12 protein-coding genes and 1 pseudogene are annotated in these 15,031 nt (G+C 61.9%); 2 read left to right on the forward strand and 11 right to left on the reverse strand.

The genetic code is table 11. The features are described from left to right. Positions 1 to 3 precede the first annotated feature (3 nt). Both folB and folK read left to right on the forward strand, forming a co-directional pair. Positions 4 to 360 (forward strand): dihydroneopterin aldolase, encoded by a 357-nt coding sequence (folB, locus tag ACQKPE_RS09495; RefSeq protein WP_427665221.1) that lies wholly within the window; start codon positions 4 to 6, stop codon positions 358 to 360. Beyond that, positions 351 to 860 carry a 2-amino-4-hydroxy-6-hydroxymethyldihydropteridine diphosphokinase gene (gene folK / locus ACQKPE_RS09500; RefSeq protein WP_427665222.1) on the forward strand — a complete coding sequence of 170 codons (510 nt, stop codon included), beginning with the start codon at positions 351 to 353 and terminating at the stop codon, positions 858 to 860. Before folB ends, folK begins: the two co-directional genes overlap by 10 nt. Before the next feature lie 27 nt (positions 861 to 887). Here the strand turns inward: folK and ACQKPE_RS09505 are convergent, their stop codons facing one another. The 11 genes and pseudogenes from ACQKPE_RS09505 to ACQKPE_RS09555 all read right to left on the reverse strand — a co-directional run bounded on the left by ACQKPE_RS09505 (position 888) and on the right by ACQKPE_RS09555 (position 14,907). Further along, positions 888 to 2,018, reverse strand: coding sequence for a multifunctional CCA addition/repair protein (locus ACQKPE_RS09505; RefSeq protein WP_427665224.1), 1,131 nt, complete (start codon positions 2,016 to 2,018; stop codon positions 888 to 890). Positions 2,019 to 2,076: 58 nt separating this feature from the next. After that, the gene (locus ACQKPE_RS09510) at positions 2,077 to 3,645 is read right to left on the reverse strand and encodes a SpoVR family protein (RefSeq protein ID WP_427665226.1); all 1,569 of its coding nucleotides are present in this window, start codon (positions 3,643 to 3,645) and stop codon (positions 2,077 to 2,079) included. Beyond that, complete coding sequence (locus ACQKPE_RS09515; RefSeq protein WP_427665228.1) at positions 3,642 to 4,913, reverse strand: YeaH/YhbH family protein; 1,272 nt, start codon at positions 4,911 to 4,913, stop codon at positions 3,642 to 3,644. Before ACQKPE_RS09515 ends, ACQKPE_RS09510 begins: the two co-directional genes overlap by 4 nt. A 138-nt stretch (positions 4,914 to 5,051) precedes the next feature. After that, positions 5,052 to 6,973 (reverse strand): annotated as a pseudogene (locus tag ACQKPE_RS09520) (PrkA family serine protein kinase). A 283-nt stretch (positions 6,974 to 7,256) separates the two neighbouring features. Beyond that, positions 7,257 to 7,586 carry a thiosulfate sulfurtransferase GlpE gene (gene glpE / locus ACQKPE_RS09525; RefSeq protein WP_427665230.1) on the reverse strand — a complete coding sequence of 110 codons (330 nt, stop codon included), beginning with the start codon at positions 7,584 to 7,586 and terminating at the stop codon, positions 7,257 to 7,259. 13 nt (positions 7,587 to 7,599) lie between these two features. Continuing rightward, positions 7,600 to 8,466 (reverse strand): symmetrical bis(5'-nucleosyl)-tetraphosphatase, encoded by an 867-nt coding sequence (locus ACQKPE_RS09530; RefSeq protein ID WP_427665232.1) that lies wholly within the window; start codon positions 8,464 to 8,466, stop codon positions 7,600 to 7,602. Next, entirely contained in the window at positions 8,466 to 8,846 is a 381-nt protein-coding gene (gene apaG / locus ACQKPE_RS09535) for a Co2+/Mg2+ efflux protein ApaG (protein ID WP_427665234.1), read from the reverse strand. Before apaG ends, ACQKPE_RS09530 begins: the two co-directional genes overlap by 1 nt. A gap of 167 nt (positions 8,847 to 9,013) precedes the next feature. Continuing rightward, positions 9,014 to 9,814: a 16S rRNA (adenine(1518)-N(6)/adenine(1519)-N(6))-dimethyltransferase RsmA gene (rsmA, locus tag ACQKPE_RS09540; RefSeq protein WP_427665235.1), complete on the reverse strand. Its 801-nt coding sequence runs from the start codon at positions 9,812 to 9,814 to the stop codon at positions 9,014 to 9,016. Then, positions 9,811 to 10,800, reverse strand: a complete 990-nt coding sequence (pdxA, locus tag ACQKPE_RS09545) for a 4-hydroxythreonine-4-phosphate dehydrogenase PdxA (protein ID WP_427665236.1) — start codon at positions 10,798 to 10,800, stop codon at positions 9,811 to 9,813. The genes rsmA and pdxA overlap by 4 nt, the downstream gene beginning before the upstream one ends. After that, positions 10,797 to 12,116, reverse strand: coding sequence for a peptidylprolyl isomerase (locus ACQKPE_RS09550; RefSeq protein WP_427665238.1), 1,320 nt, complete (start codon positions 12,114 to 12,116; stop codon positions 10,797 to 10,799). Before ACQKPE_RS09550 ends, pdxA begins: the two co-directional genes overlap by 4 nt. Next, positions 12,097 to 14,907 (reverse strand): LPS-assembly protein LptD, encoded by a 2,811-nt coding sequence (locus ACQKPE_RS09555; RefSeq protein ID WP_427665240.1) that lies wholly within the window; start codon positions 14,905 to 14,907, stop codon positions 12,097 to 12,099. The genes ACQKPE_RS09550 and ACQKPE_RS09555 overlap by 20 nt, the downstream gene beginning before the upstream one ends. Positions 14,908 to 15,031 lie beyond the last annotated feature (124 nt).

A 15,031-nucleotide genomic window follows, 5' to 3' on the forward strand; every position in this document is an offset into this window, starting at 1 on the left:
TGCTTGGACAGAGTGTTCATCGAAGGCCTGGAAGTCGAGACCGTCATCGGCGCCTATGACTGGGAGCGAAATATCTGCCAGTGCCTGCGCCTGGACCTGAGTTTCGCCTGGGATAACCGCCCGGCGGCCGCAGGTGACGATTTGAGCCTTGCACTGGACTACGCCACGGTCACGGCCCACATCCTGGCCTTTGCCAAGGACTCGCGCTTCGAGCTGGTGGAAACGTTCGCCGAGCGGCTGGTGGCGAAATTGATGGCGGACTTCGGCATACCCTGGATGCGTTTGAAACTGACCAAGCCAGGTGCAGTGCCAGAGGCGCGTGGTGGTGTGGGCGTGGAGATCGAGCGCGGATGTCTTTGAGTACGGTTTACCTGGGCCTGGGCAGCAATATCGAGCGCGAGAAATACCTGTGCGCCGGGCTCGACGCGCTGGCCAGCCTGCTCAGCGACATGCGTTGCTCAGCGGTGTTCGAGAGTCAGGCGGTAGGCATCAAGAGTGGTCCGTTCTACAACCTGGTGGTCACTGGACAGACCGATTTGCCGCTGCTGGAGCTGGACCGCCGACTGAAGTTCATCGAGGCCGAAAACGGTCGCTACGCGCCAGAACGCAAAGGCCTGCCGCTGGACATCGATGTGTTGATGTATGACGACCTGAATGGCACGTTCAACGGCCTGGTGCTGCCAAGGGCCGAGATCCTGAAGAATGCGTTCGTGCTCTGGCCTCTGTCACTGTTGGCACCCAGCCTGGTACACCCGGGCGAAGGCAAGCCGATTGCGCAACTGTGGCAGGAGGCCAATATCGAGCAGGTGTTGGCGCCGGTCCCGTTCGAGTGGCGTGGGCTGCAACTGACGCCGATCTAGCGCAATACCGGTGCGCTGCTGCGCGGCTCACGCGCTGCCTTGTCGATACGCCTCCAGCGCCAGCAGGCGCTCTGCCTTCAGGGCCTCGCCCAGTGCTTGGCCTCCCAGCCCGCGTGCCACCAGTGGCTGCACGTCCACGGCCCTCGCTGCCGCTGCTGCGCCACGCAGATAGCCTGCCTGTGGATAAGCGTGGCCCTGGCTGTGCATCTCGCAGACGGCGATGAAGTCTTCGAAACGCTGTGGCCGACGATAGATGTCGAATTTTTGCAGCAGTTCGAGCAACTGCACAGGCTGTAGAGCCTGGGCGCGATGGCTCTGCTCCTTGAACTCACCTGCCAACAGGGCCATCTCCTGGCATTCCCGTGGGGCCTTGAAGCGCTGGTTGAGTGCCTTTATTGCCTTGAGGTCGTGCAGGCCGAGCAGCAGGCAGGCCCAGCGGACATGCAGTGGCTGATGGTGCCGGGCAGCCTGTTCCAGTGCCGCCAGGGGAGGGGCCCCCGCGTCTTGCGACGTGCTGAACAGCGCATCCAGTTCGGGCATCAGTGCCTGCAGTGCGTCGCAGTCGCGAAGTACCTGGATGAACACCTGTGGTTGATCTTCCATCAGCGCGCGCTCTATTTCTTTCCAGCTACGTTCAGCGGTCAACGCCAGCAGCTCCCCCGAGGCGCTGATCTGGCGCATCAACGCCAGCGTTTCTTCGGCCACATGAAAGCCCAGTGGCGCATAGCGTGCGGCGAAGCGGGCAACGCGCAGCACACGCAGGGGGTCTTCGGCGAATGCCGGGGAAACATGGCGTAGCACGCGTTGTTCGAGGTCGGCCTTGCCGCCGTAGGGGTCGCACAGAGCGCCGTGCTCGTCTTCGGCCATGGCGTTGATGGTGAGGTCGCGGCGGATCAGGTCTTCTTCCAGCGTGACTTCGGGGCTGGCATGGAAGGTGAACCCGCCGTAGCCGCGGCCGCTCTTGCGCTCGGTGCGGGCCAGGGCGTATTCCTCGCCGCTAGTGGGGTGGATGAACACCGGGAAATCGGCGCCGACTGGGCGAAAGCCCTGGGCCTGCATCTGTTCGACAGTGGCGCCGACCACCAGCCAGTCAATATCGCTGACCGGACGGCCGAGCAGGCGGTCGCGTACTGCGCCGCCGACTTTGTAGATTTGCATGTGGAGCCTCCATTACTGCCGACAGAATACCCTGTCGGCAGCATGGAAGGCGTGGGCCTCAGAGGTGATGGATCACGGCGAGGTCCATGCGGCCGTAGTCGCCGGCCTCGCCATGTTCGCCGCGGGGCGGCATGTGGTGGGTTTTCATCACCTGTTCGCCTTGAACGGTTTCCAGGTGAATATCGAAGCCCCACAGGCGATGCAGGTGCTTGAGCACCTCTTCGGTGGAGTCACCCAGTGGTTTGCGATTGTGCTGTTGGTGGCGCAGGGTCAGCGAGCGGTCGCCGCGGCGGTCGATGCTCCAGATCTGCACGTTGGGTTCGCGGTTGCCCAGGTTGTACTGCGCAGCCAGTTGCTCGCGAATGACGCGGTAACCGGCTTCGTCGTGGATGGCCGGTACCAGCAGGTCGTCGCGTTGGTCATCGTCGAGAATGCTGAACAGCTTGAGGTCGCGGATCACCTTGGGTGACAGGTATTGCAGGATGAAGCTTTCGTCCTTGAAGCTGCTCATGGCGAACTTCACGGTAGAGAGCCAGTCACTGCCGGCAATTTCGGGGAACCAGCGGCGATCTTCCTCTGTAGGGTGCTCGCACATGCGGCGAATGTCGGTGTACATGGCGAACCCCAAGGCGTAGGGGTTGATGCCGCTGTAGTAGGGGCTGTCGAAGCCCGGTTGGAACACCACGCTGGTGTGCGACTGCAGGAACTCCATCATGAAGCCGTCGGTGACCAGCCCTTCGTCGTACAGGTCATTCATCAGGGTGTAGTGCCAGAACGTCGCCCAACCTTCGTTCATTACCTGGGTTTGGCGTTGCGGATAGAAGTACTGGGCGATCTTGCGCACGATGCGCACCACTTCGCGCTGCCAGGGCTCCAGCAGCGGGGCGTGTTTCTCGATGAAGTACAGGATGTTTTCCTGTGGCTCGGCGGGGAAGCGGGCGCCATCCTTCTCGCTGCCTTTCTCGGCCCCCTTGGGAATGGTGCGCCAGAGGTCGTTGATCTGCCGTTGCAGGTGCTCCTCGCGATCCTTCTGGCGGCGGCGTTCTTCTTCTGCAGAAATCGGGTAGGGCCGCTTGTAGCGGTCCACGCCGTAGTTCATCAGGGCGTGGCAGGAGTCGATCAGGTCCTCGACCGCATCGATGCCATGGCGCTCCTCACACTGGGCGATGTACTGCTTGGCGAACACCAGGTAGTCGATGATCGAGCTGGCGTCGGTCCAGGTACGGAACAGGTAATTACCCTTGAAGAAGCTGTTATGCCCATAGCACGCGTGGGCGATCACCAGGGCCTGCATGCAGATGGTGTTTTCCTCCATCAGGTAGGCGATGCAGGGGTCGGAGTTGATGACGATTTCGTAGGCCAGGCCCATCTGCCCGCGGCTGTAGGATTTTTCGGTGCTAAGGAACTGCTTGCCATAGGACCAGTGGTGGTAACCCAGGGGCATGCCGACCGAGGCGTAGGCGTCCATCATCTGTTCGGCAGTGATGACTTCGATCTGGTTGGGGTAGGTGTCCAGGGCGTAGCGCTCGGCCAGGCGGCTGATTTCCCGGTCGTAGGTCTGGATCAGCTCGAAGGTCCATTCGGAGCCAGTGGAAATGGGTTGGCGTCTCTGTGCTCTGGCGGTCATGTGGCTAACCTGCGCTGGAAGAGTTCACGGAAGACCGGGTAGATGTCGCCGGCCGATACCAACTGTTGCTGGGCAAAGGTGTCGGGGAACGCTTCGCCGATGCGCTCGTATTCGTACCACAGCGCCTGATGCTCGCGGGGGGTGATCTCGACGTAAGTGTAGTACTGCACATGCGGCATGATCTGCTTGGTCAGGATGTCGCGACAGATCGGCGAGTCGTCGTTCCAGTTGTCGCCGTCCGAGGCCTGGGCGGCATAGATGTTCCAGTCACTGGCAGGGTAACGCTCGCTCATGATCTCCTGCATCATCTTGAGCGCGCTGGAAACGATGGTGCCGCCGGTTTCCCGGGAATAGAAGAACTCTTCCTCGTCAACCTCGCGGGCACTGGTGTGGTGGCGGATGAACACCACCTCGATGCGGTCGTAATTACGCTTGAGGAACAAGTACAGGAGGATGAAGAAGCGCTTGGCGATGTCCTTGGTGGCCTGGGTCATGGACCCGGAAACGTCCATCAGGCAGAACATCACCGCCTTGGAGCTGGGGTTGGGCTGTTTGACCAGCAGGTTGTACTTGAGGTCGAAGGTATCGAGGAAGGGCAGGCGGTTGATGCGTGCCTTCAGCCGATCGATTTCCGCCTCTACCGCTTGAATGTCGGTGAAGTTGTCGGGCTCCTCGACCTTCAACCGCGCCAGCTCTTTTTGCGCTTCGCGCAGCAGGCCGCGGCTGCTGCCGGTCAGGGCGATGCGCCTGGCGTGGGCCGAGCGCAAGGTGCGCACGATATTGATGCGCGACGGGTTGCCCTCGTTGGCGATGCCCGCCCGCACCGTCTTGAAGGTGTCGGCGCCGGTGAGGTGGCGTTTCACCAGGTTGGGTAGCTCGAGGTCCTCGAACATGAATTCGAGGAATTCTTCCTGGGTGATCTGGAAGACGAAGTCGTCCATGCCGTCGCCGGAGTTACCGGCCTTGCCACGGCCGCCGCCACCGCCGCCGCCCTGGGGGCGTGCAATGTGTTCGCCAGCGGTGAATTCCTTGTTGCCCGGGTGGACGATGGTCTGCTTGCCGCCACGACCATGGTGCAGCACCGGCTCGTCGATATCGCGGCCCGGGATGCTGATCTGTTCGCCGTGCTCCATGTCCATGATGGAGCGGCGGCTCACGGCCTCTTCGACGGCTTTCTTGATGTGGTCACGGTACCGCCGCAGGAAACGCTGGCGGTTGACCGTGCTCTTGTTCTTGCCGTTCAGGCGTCGGTCGATTACGTAGCTCATGGGCCCTCCGGTGACTGGGTGCAGCTGCAAGCGCAAGCTCAAAGCTGCAAGAAAGAGCAGCCACCGCTGCTGCAGGCTGTAGCGCAGGAACGAGCCCTGCGCCGAGCAACTTGCAGCGTGCGGCTTGTAGCTTGCCGCTTATTGCGATTTCCTGACCCGCAGGTACCATTCCGACAACAGGCGCACCTGCTTGTCGGTGTAGCCACGCTCCACCATCCGGGTGACGAAGTCGTTGTGTTTCTGTTGGTCCTCCTTGCTGGCCTTGGCATTGAAGCTGATGACCGGCAGCAGGTCTTCGGTGTTGGAGAACATTTTCTTCTCGATCACCACCCGCAGCTTCTCGTAACTGAGCCAGCTGGGGTTCTTGCCGTTGTTGTTGGCGCGAGCGCGCAGCACGAAGTTGACGATCTCGTTGCGGAAATCTTTCGGGTTGCTGATGCCGGCCGGTTTCTCGATCTTTTCCAGCTCCTCGTTGAGGGCGATGCGGTTGAGGATTTCTCCCGTTTCCGGGTCGCGGTATTCCTGGTCCTGAATCCAGAAGTCGGCGTACAGCACATAGCGGTCGAAGATGTTCTGGCCGTATTCGCTGTAGGACTCCAGGTAAGCGGTCTGGATTTCCTTGCCGATGAACTCGATGTAGCGCGGCGCCAGGTATTCTTTCAGGTAGCGCAGGTAGCGTTCGCGCACTTCGGCGGGGAACTGTTCCTGCTCGATCTGCTGCTCCAGCACGTACAGCAGGTGCACCGGGTTGGCGGCCACTTCGTGAGGGTCGAAGTTGAACACCTTGGAGAGGATCTTGAAGGCGAAACGTGTCGACAGGCCGTTCATGCCTTCATCGACCCCGGCCGAATCACGGTATTCCTGGATCGACTTGGCTTTCGGGTCGGTGTCCTTGAGGTTTTCGCCGTCGTACACCCGCATCTTCGAGTAGATGTTGGAGTTTTCTGGCTCCTTCAGGCGCGACAGTACGGTGAACTGGGCCAGCATCTTCAGCGTGTCCGGTGCGCAATGCGCCTTGGCCAGGGAGCTGTTGATCAGCAACTTGTCGTAGATCTTGATTTCATCGCTGACCCGCAGGCAATACGGCACCTTGACGATGTAGATACGGTCGATGAACGCCTCATTGTTCTTGTTGTTGCGGAAGGTGTGCCATTCCGATTCGTTGGAGTGGGCCAGCAGGATCCCGGAATAAGGGATGGCCCCCAGGCCCTCGGTGCTGTTGTAGTACCTTCCTGGGTAGCAGTGAGCAAGGGGTGCAGGACCTTGATCGGCGCCTTGAACATCTCGACGAATTCCATCAGGCCCTGGTTGGCCCGGCACAGCGCGCCCGAATAGCTGTAGGCGTCGGCGTCGTTCTGTGGGAATTCCTCGAGCTTGCGGATATCCACCTTGCCCACCAGGGCCGAGATGTCCTGGTTGTTCTCGTCGCCAGGTTCGGTCTTGGCGATAGCGATCTGGTTGAGGATGGACGGGTAGAGCTTGACCACCTTGAACTTGCTGATGTCGCCGCCGAACTCCTGCAGGCGTTTGGTAGCCCAGGGCGACATGATGGTATTCAGATAGCGCCGGGAAATGCCGTACTCCTGTTCGAGGATTTCACCATCCTCTGCGGGGTTGAACAGGCCGAGCGGGGATTCGAACACCGGCGAGCCCTTGATGGCATAGAAGGGCACCTTCTCCATCAACTGCTTGAGCTTTTCGGCCAGGGACGACTTGCCGCCGCCCACCGGGCCGAGGAGGTAGAGGATCTGTTTCTTCTCTTCCAGGCCCTGCGCAGCATGGCGGAAGTAGGAGACGATCTGGTCGATGCACTCTTCCATGCCATGGAAGTCGGCAAAGGCCGGATAGCGGCGAATCACCTTGTTGGAGAAGATTCGCGAGAGTCTGGAGTTGGCTGAGGTGTCGATCAGCTCCGGTTCGCCGATGGCCAGCAACAGGCGTTCGGCCGCCGAAGCGTAGGCACTGCGATCCTCTTTGCACAGCTCGAGGTACTCCTGCAGCGAGAGTTCTTCCTGGCGGGTTGACTCGAAACGTTGTTGGAAGTGGCTAAAAATGCTCATGACGTCACCTCGCTCGATACGTGGAGCCGACGCCGGATCAGTCAGCTGATGCTGGCATGCAACCGGGCTGGCCGATTGCTGTATACCCCCCAGAACACCCGTAGAAACGCTACCGATGACCCGCACGCCGGTGTACCGGCTCTCCCCTTTTTGGATGGCCTGGGCTTAAGGATAGTTGGTTCTACGCAAGGTCAAGGGCGCAAGGCCGAGAAGATGCGCCCGACCGTTCGTCAGGTGGGGCGCGAGCCCGCTCAGGGCGCGGGCTGCAGTAAAAATGAAAAAATTATTCGCTGGTGCCTTGGGCCGTTTCTGCCGGGTAGGTAGTGCGCCACAGTTCGAAGCCGCCATCGACGCTGTAGACGTCGGAGAAGCCTTGACCGACCAGGTAGGCGGCAGCGCTCTGGCTGGAATTACCGTGGTAGCACACGACCAGCGTGGGGGCATCGAGGTCGGCGTTGCGGATGAACTCGGCGACCGAGTGGTTATCCAGGTGCGTGGCGCCGCTGATGTGGCCGGCGGCGAAGGCTTGCGGGTCGCGAATATCGACCACGACCGCACCTTTCGCGCGCAGGGCCAGGGCCTGCTCGGGAGGGATGCGTTTGAATTCGCTCATGGTGCGGTTTCCTTCAGGGTTGGTCGTTCATTCTAGCGGGTTGTGTTGCAGGACGTAGGCTGCCGTCTTCAGCGCAGTCGCAGCGGTGGAATTCGCCGCTGTCGACATTGTACAGCGTCATGGCACCGCCCCAGACGCAGCCGGTGTCGAGGGCGATCACACCGGGCTCGTGGACCTTGCCTTCAAGGGCGGCCCAGTGACCGAAGATGATCTTCACGTGGCGTGCACGGCGGTCCTTGTGGGCGAACCAAGGCTTGTAGCCCCTCGGTGCGCTGTCCAGGCCTTCCTTGCTCTTGAGGTCAAGCTTGCCGTCGGCGGTGCAGAAGCGCATGCGGGTAAAGTAGTTGGTGATGACCCGCAGACGCTCGATGCCGGTCAGGTTCTTGCTCCACTTGCTCGGTTCGTTGCCGTACATACCATCGAAATAAAGCTTGAAGCGGCTGTCGTCGCGCAGCACTTCCTCGACCTCAGCGGCCAGCTCCAGCGCCTTGCCCAGCGTCCACTGCGGGGGAATGCCGGCGTGTACCAGGGCGACACTGCGGGCCTCGTCGTAGTGCAGCAGCTTTTGCTGGCGCAGCCAGTCGAACAGCTGGTCGGCATCGGGCGCTTCGATGATCTCGCGCAGGGTGTCGCTTTTCTTCAGGCGTTCGACATTGTGCCAGGCGGCCATCAGGTGCAGGTCGTGGTTGCCCAGCACGCAGACCAGCGAGTCGCGGATCGAGTAGAGGTAGCGCAGGGTTTCCAGGGATTCTGGGCCACGATTGACTAGGTCGCCCACCAGCCACAGGCGATCGACGGCGGGGTCGAAGCGCACCCGGTCGAGCAGGCATTTGAGTGGTTGCAAGCAGCCCTGCAGGTCGCCGACAGCGTATACCGCCATCAGTGCAGGGCCCCGGGAACGGCCAGGCGGAAGGGGGCGATAGTCGCGTCGAAGCGCTTGCCGTCTTCGGCGAGCATCTGGTAGCTGCCTTGCATGGTGCCCACACGGGTCGCGATGACCGCGCCGCTGCTGTAGGTGTGGCTGTTCCCCGGCTCGATGGTCGGTTGCTGGCCGATGACCCCGGCGCCACGCACTTCCTCTACTTCGCCATCACCGTTGGTGATCAGCCAGTGGCGGGACTGCAACTTGGCGTTCAGCGTGCCGTTGTTTTGCACGGTGATGGTGTAGGCGAACGCGAAACGACTGTTTTCGGGGTCGGATTGATCTTTGAGGTAACGGGTCACGACGCTGACGTCGATCTGGTAACGGGGATCTGACATGCAAAGGCCTTGGACGAACGGACGCTTAGGAAGGCAACGTTTGCAGTCTAGGTCATTGGCGGGGGGCAGGGCCAGCGGTGTTCGCGGGTTGGAACGCATTGCGGGGGCAGCTTGCAGCGCCAGTGTGGCGCTGCAAGCTGCCCCCGCAATGAGTGGCGCGAGTGATGTCAGGCCTGCTGGGCGGCCAGTTGGTCCGCAAGGCGCACGAATGCCGCCATGTCCAGTTGTTCCGGGCGCAGGCTGCCGTCGACACCGGCCGCCTCGATGGCCTGGCTGTCCAGCAACCCCTTGAGGGTATTGCGCAAGGTCTTGCGGCGCTGGTTGAACGCTTCACGCACGACGCGCTCCAGCAGGCTTGGGTCCTTGGCAGGATGCGGCAGGACTTCATGGGGTACCAGGCGCACGATTGCCGAGTCGACCTTCGGTGGCGGGTTGAAGGCGCCAGGGCCGACGTTGAACAGGTGTTCGACCCGGCAATGGTACTGCACCATGATCGACAGGCGGCCCCAATCGCCACCGCCTGGGCCTGCGGCCATGCGCTCGACCACTTCCTTTTGCAACATGAAGTGCATGTCGCGGATCAGCCCGGCGTGATCGAGCAGGTGGAAGATCAGCGGGGTGGAGATGTTGTAGGGCAGGTTGCCCACTACCTTGAGGCTGCGCGCTGGCACGCCGAGTTGGTTGAAGTCGAATTTCAGGGCATCGCCTTGATGCAGGCGGAAGTTGTCGCGACCGGCGAACTTGTGCTGCAGGATCGGCACCAGGTCTTTGTCCAGCTCGACCACGTCCAGCTGTGCTCCGCTGCCCAGCAGGCCCTCGGTCAGTGCGCCTTGGCCCGGGCCGATTTCCAGCAGGTGCTCGCCGGGCTTGGCGTTGATGGCGCGCAGGATGCGGTCGATGACGCCGGCGTCATGCAGGAAGTTCTGGCCGAAGCGCTTGCGCGCCCGGTGTTGGTATTGCTCGTTCATGGTCGGTTCTCGGCCATCTGGTAGGCGGTTTCCAAGGCGACGCGCAGGCTGCCGGTGTCGACCTTGCCGCTGCCGGCAAGGTCCAGGGCCGTACCGTGGTCAACCGAAGTACGGATGATCGGCAGGCCGAGGGTGACGTTGACGGCGGCGCCGAAGCCCTTGTACTTGAGTACGGGCAGGCCTTGGTCGTGGTACATCGCCAGCACTGCGTCGCAGTGCTCCAGATATTTAGGGGTAAACAGGGTATCGGCGGGCAAGGGGCCGCGCAGGTCCATGCCTTCGTTGCGCAGGCGCGCCAATGCAGGTTCGATGATGTCGATTTCTTCGCGGCCCAGGTGGCCGCCTTCGCCCGCGTGTGGGTTGAGGCCACACACCAGGATGCGGGGCTGGGCGATGCCGAACTTGTCGCGCAGGTCGGCATGCAGGATGCGTGTGACCCGCTCCAGGCGCTCCCCGGTAATGGCGTCGGCAATGTCGCGCAGTGGCAGGTGCGTGGTCACCAGGGCAACGCGCAGGCCATGGGTGGCCAGCATCATTACCACCTGTGACGTGTGGGTCAGCTCGGCGAGAAATTCAGTATGCCCGGAGAAGGCGATACCGCTTTCGTTGATCACACCCTTGTGCACGGGGGCAGTGATCATGCCGGCGAAGTCGCCGTCGAGGCAGCCTTGGCCAGCCCGGGTCAGGGTGTTCAGCACGAACGCGGCGTTGGCCGGGTTCAGTGTGCCTGCCTGGACATTGGCGGTCAGGGGGGTGTCCCAGACATATAGGCAGCCAGCGGCGGCGGGCTGTTCGGGCCATGCGTCAGGGGTGACCGGTAGCAAGGTGACCGAAAGCCCCAGCTGCGTGGCCCGCTCGGCGAGCAGGTCACGGCTGGTGATGGCGATCAGGGAGTGAGGCTGGGGCTGCTCGGCGAGCAGCAGGCACAGGTCGGGGCCTATGCCGGCCGGCTCGCCGGGAGTGACGGCGAAACGCAGGGGTTTCACTGCGCGGCCTGGTCGGCGCCAGGCAGCTTGATTTCAACGTAGGCTTCGTCGCGGATCTGACGCAGCCAGGTCTGCAGCTCTTCGTCGTACTTGCGGTTGCGCAGCGTGCTCAGTGCCTGCTGCTCGCGCGCTTGCTCGGTGCTGTCGGTCGCGCGGCGGCCGAGTACTTCGAGCACGTGCCAGCCGTACTGGGTCTTGAACGGGCGGGTGACCACGCCTTGCTGGGCGTTGGCCATCTGGTCGCGGAACTCTGGCACCAGGCTCTCGGGGTCGATCCAGTTCAGGTCGCCGCCGTTGAGCGCGGAGCCTGGGTCTTCCGAGAAACTTTTCGCCAGGGTGGCGAAGTCTTCGCCGTTCTGGATGCGGTCGTACAGGCGTTCGGCCAGTTGCTCGGTCGCGGTTTCGCTGCGGATCTCGCTGGGCTTGATCAGGATGTGGCGCACGTGTACTTCGTCACGCAATACACTGTTCTCGCCGCCGCGTTTTTCCTGAACCTTGAGGATGATAAAGCCGTTGGGAATGCGGATAGGCTGGGTGACGTCGCCGATCGCCATGCTGCTCAGCATCCGGGCGAAGTCTGGTGGCAGTTGGCCGGCGCTGCGCCAGCCCATTTCGCCGCCTTCCAGGGCGTTCTCGCTGGCGGAGCGGGCAATGGCCAGTTGGGCGAAGTCCGCACCCTGGCGCAGTTGCTGGTAGACATCACCAGCCTGGCGGGCTGCCGCCTGGATTGCGTCAGAGCTGGCGCTTTCCGGGGTAGGAATCAGGATATTGGCCAGGCGGTACTCTTCCGACATCTGCATCTTGCCCTGGTCGGAGTTGAGGAAGTTCTTCACTTCCTGCTCGGACACCTGGATACGCTCGGCCACACGACGCTGGCGCACGCGGCTGATGATCATCTCACGCTTGACCTGCTCGCGTGCATCATCGAACGACAGGCCATCCTGGGCCAGGGCTGCGCGGAACTGCTCCAGCGACATGCCGTTGCGCTGAGCAATGGTGCCGATGGCCTGGTTCAGCTCTTCGTCGGTGATGCGAATGCCTGAGCGCTCGCCGATCTGCAATTGCAGGTTCTCGACGATCAGGCGCTCCAGCACCTGTTGCTCCAGTGCGCCGGTTGGCGGCACGCCACCGCCACGTTTGGCGATGGTTTGCTGCACTTCGTGAACGCGCTGGTTCAGTTGGCTTTGCATGACGACGTCGTTGTCGACGATGGCCACGACGCGGTCCAGGGGCTGTACCGCGGCATGTACCGCGCCACTCAGCAATGCGGCGCCCAGCAACACTGGGCGCAGACGATCAATAAGCTTGGTCTTCACGTGTACGGTAACCTTGAATGCCTTTGTCGAGGAACGATTCGACCTTGCTGCCCACTACGCCGCCGAGGCCCTTGAGGACGACCTGCAGGAAGACGCCATGGTCGCCTTTTTCGTTCGCGGGAATAGCCTGGCTGAAGTCGTCGTAGTCGATCCAGTAGCGGTTGATCAGGCGCAGCTTCCAGCAGCAGCTGTCGTACTCGAAGCCGCCGAAGGCTTCCAGGGTACGGTTGCGGTTGTAGTCGTGCTGCCAGCGTGCGATTGCGTTCCACTGTGGCACGATCGGCCAGATGACCGAGAAGTCGTGCTGCTGGATCTTGTAGTAGTCCTTGATGTAGTTCGGGTCGCCCGGTGTGCCGTAGTCGCCGCTGCCCACTTTCCAGGTACCGGTCAGCGAGTCGTAGGTGACCAGGTCGTTGCGATAGCGATAACCGAGGTTGACCACCTTGTTCGGGTTGTCTTCAGGCTGGTAGTGGAACATCGCGCTGCCCGAGCGGGTGCTGCGGCTGTCCGGGTCCCAGTTGAAGTCCGAGTTGAAGCGCCAGTCGCGGTTGAAGTTGTACTCGTACTCCAGTGCGTATGGCGAGACATCCGAGGTGGCATCCTGGCGGGTGCGGTAGTCGATGCCTGGCAGTTGCACCTTGCGATCGGCGAAGTAGTAGGCCTGGCCGATGCTGAAGCGCTGGCGCTCGAAGCCGTTTTCCTCGATCCAGCGGGTGGTCACGCCCAACGACAGCTTGTTCTCGTCGCCGATGCGGTCGATCCCGCTGAAGCGGTTGTCGCGGAACAAGGAGTTGTAGTTGAAGGTGTTCTCAGACGTATCGAAGATCGGGATGTCCTTCTGACCCTCGTTTGGAACATAGAGGTAGAAGAGGCGTGGTTCGAGTGTCTGGTTGTAGTTGGTGCCGAACAGTTGGGTCTGGCGATCGAAGTACAAGCCGCTGTCGACGCTGAGGACCGGAATGTCGCGGCTCAGCGAGCTACGGTAGTCACCGTAGCCAGGCAGCGAAGCCTGGGTAAGTGCTTGTGCCTTGCCCTGGCCGTCCAGGTCGAGATCATAGTTGGTGTAGACGTACTTGAGCTTGGGCGTGACGTAGCCGTAGGCGGCTTCCATCGGCAGGCTGATGGCGGGGGCCAGGTTCAGTCGGGTGCCGTTGGCGCGCGCGATACCGGTTACGTTCTCGTCCAGGCGGCGGCCGGGAATACCGAGGCTATCGTCTGGCAGTCCGTCTTTGTTGAGTACGAAATCGTCCTTCAGGTCGCGCTCGAAGCGAACCGCTTCGGTCTGGTAGGTGAAGTCGAGACCGCCCGGGTGGTACGGCAGCATGCCATTGAAGGTGACCTGCGGCAGCTTGTCATACGGGGTGATCTGCGAAATGGTCGCCAGCTCGTAGGCATGCACATTCAGGCGTGCCTGGTAACCGTTGCCACGGTAGGTCAGGGCGCCTTGCTGGTCGATGTAGTCCTTGGTATCGACACCGAGCTGGTCGGTCTCGAGATCCTGGAAGTAGAACGGGTCGCTGATGTCGGTGTAGTTCACCTCGGTCAGCAAGCGATCATCCAGGCCGCCCTTGTGCTGCCAGTTGATCATCCAGCGTTCTTTCTTGTAGTCCGTCTGCTTCTCGCGGTCGTTGTCCTCGTCATTGAGGTACGCGCCGCCGAGTTGGCCTTCGCTGGACTTGGTCAGGTAGCGGAATTCGCCTTCCATGAGCAAGCCGCGTTTGGCCATGTAGCGCGGATACAAGGTGGCGTCGTAGTTCGGCGCCAGGTTGAAGTAGTACGGGGTGACCAGCATGAAGCCGGTGTCGCTGCTGGTGCTGAACGACGGCGGCAGGAAGCCGGATTGGCGGCGGTCGTCGATCGGGAAGTAGATGTACGGTGTGTAGAACACCGGGAAATCCTTGACCCGCAGGGTGACGTTGGTCGCGGTGCCGAAGCCGGTGGCGGGGTTCAAGGTGATGTTGTTGCCCTTGAGCTGCCACGCGTTGCTGCCCGGCTCACAGGTGGTATAGGTACCGTCCTTGAGGCGGATGATGGCGTTTTCCGCGCGCTTGGCGTACAGCGCGTTGCCGCGGATGTTCGACTTGTGCATCACGTATTCGGCGTTCTCGACCTGGGCTTCGCCGGTGTCGAGCTGGATCTGTGCCTCGTCGCCCACCACCAGGGTGCCGTTGTCGCGGATCTTGACGTTGCCCTTGAGCTCGCCGCGGTTCTCGGTCTGGTAGAGGTTGGCCTCGTCGGCCTCGACCTGCATGCTGCCCTGGCGCATGACCACGTCACCGGCGAGGGTGGCGATCTGCTGCTCCTGCTGGTACTTGGAGACCTTGGCGTTGATGTAGGTGGGCGACTCGTCCTTGGGCGTGGTGTCGTTCATGCCCGGGCGAACCGGCTCGACATAGGCGCCAGCGCAGTATGGGCCGGTCTCGGCCAGCTGCGCCGGGGTGAGCTGGTCACGTGGGACCCAGTCCAGGTGGCTGTAGTCTTCGCTGCGCGACTTCAGGCCGCGGCCCTTGCTCTCGGTGACCAGCACCGGCTTGGGCTCCTGCTCGCCAGAGACCTCGGCGGCCTGCTCCGACGTGCCGGCGCTGAGCGCAGCACCGGCATGCACCGGGCGTGGCGGCAGGTTCTGTCCTGCCGTCTTGGGCTTGCAGTCCCAACCACCAGAGGCGGAAACTTGGCAATCGAACTGCTCGGCCGCCACCACGAAGGGGGTGGTCAGGGGTTGCAGGGCCAAAAGGCCACCAGTCACCAGCAATGGAAACTTTCTACGAAACGCGGGGGATTTCAATGCCATCTTATTAGTCCGGGCTTCCTGCGTGCCATCTGCCCGCGTGTGGGGCCGCACGCCTCTCGATGGTCTGAAAAAGATGCTGGATAATAAAGCATGACCCGCTTGACGGCTAGGGCCGTCGGAGAAC

The sequence above is a fragment of the Pseudomonas sp. NPDC089554 genome, from assembly GCF_050280645.1.
Taxonomy (GTDB): domain Bacteria; phylum Pseudomonadota; class Gammaproteobacteria; order Pseudomonadales; family Pseudomonadaceae; genus Aquipseudomonas.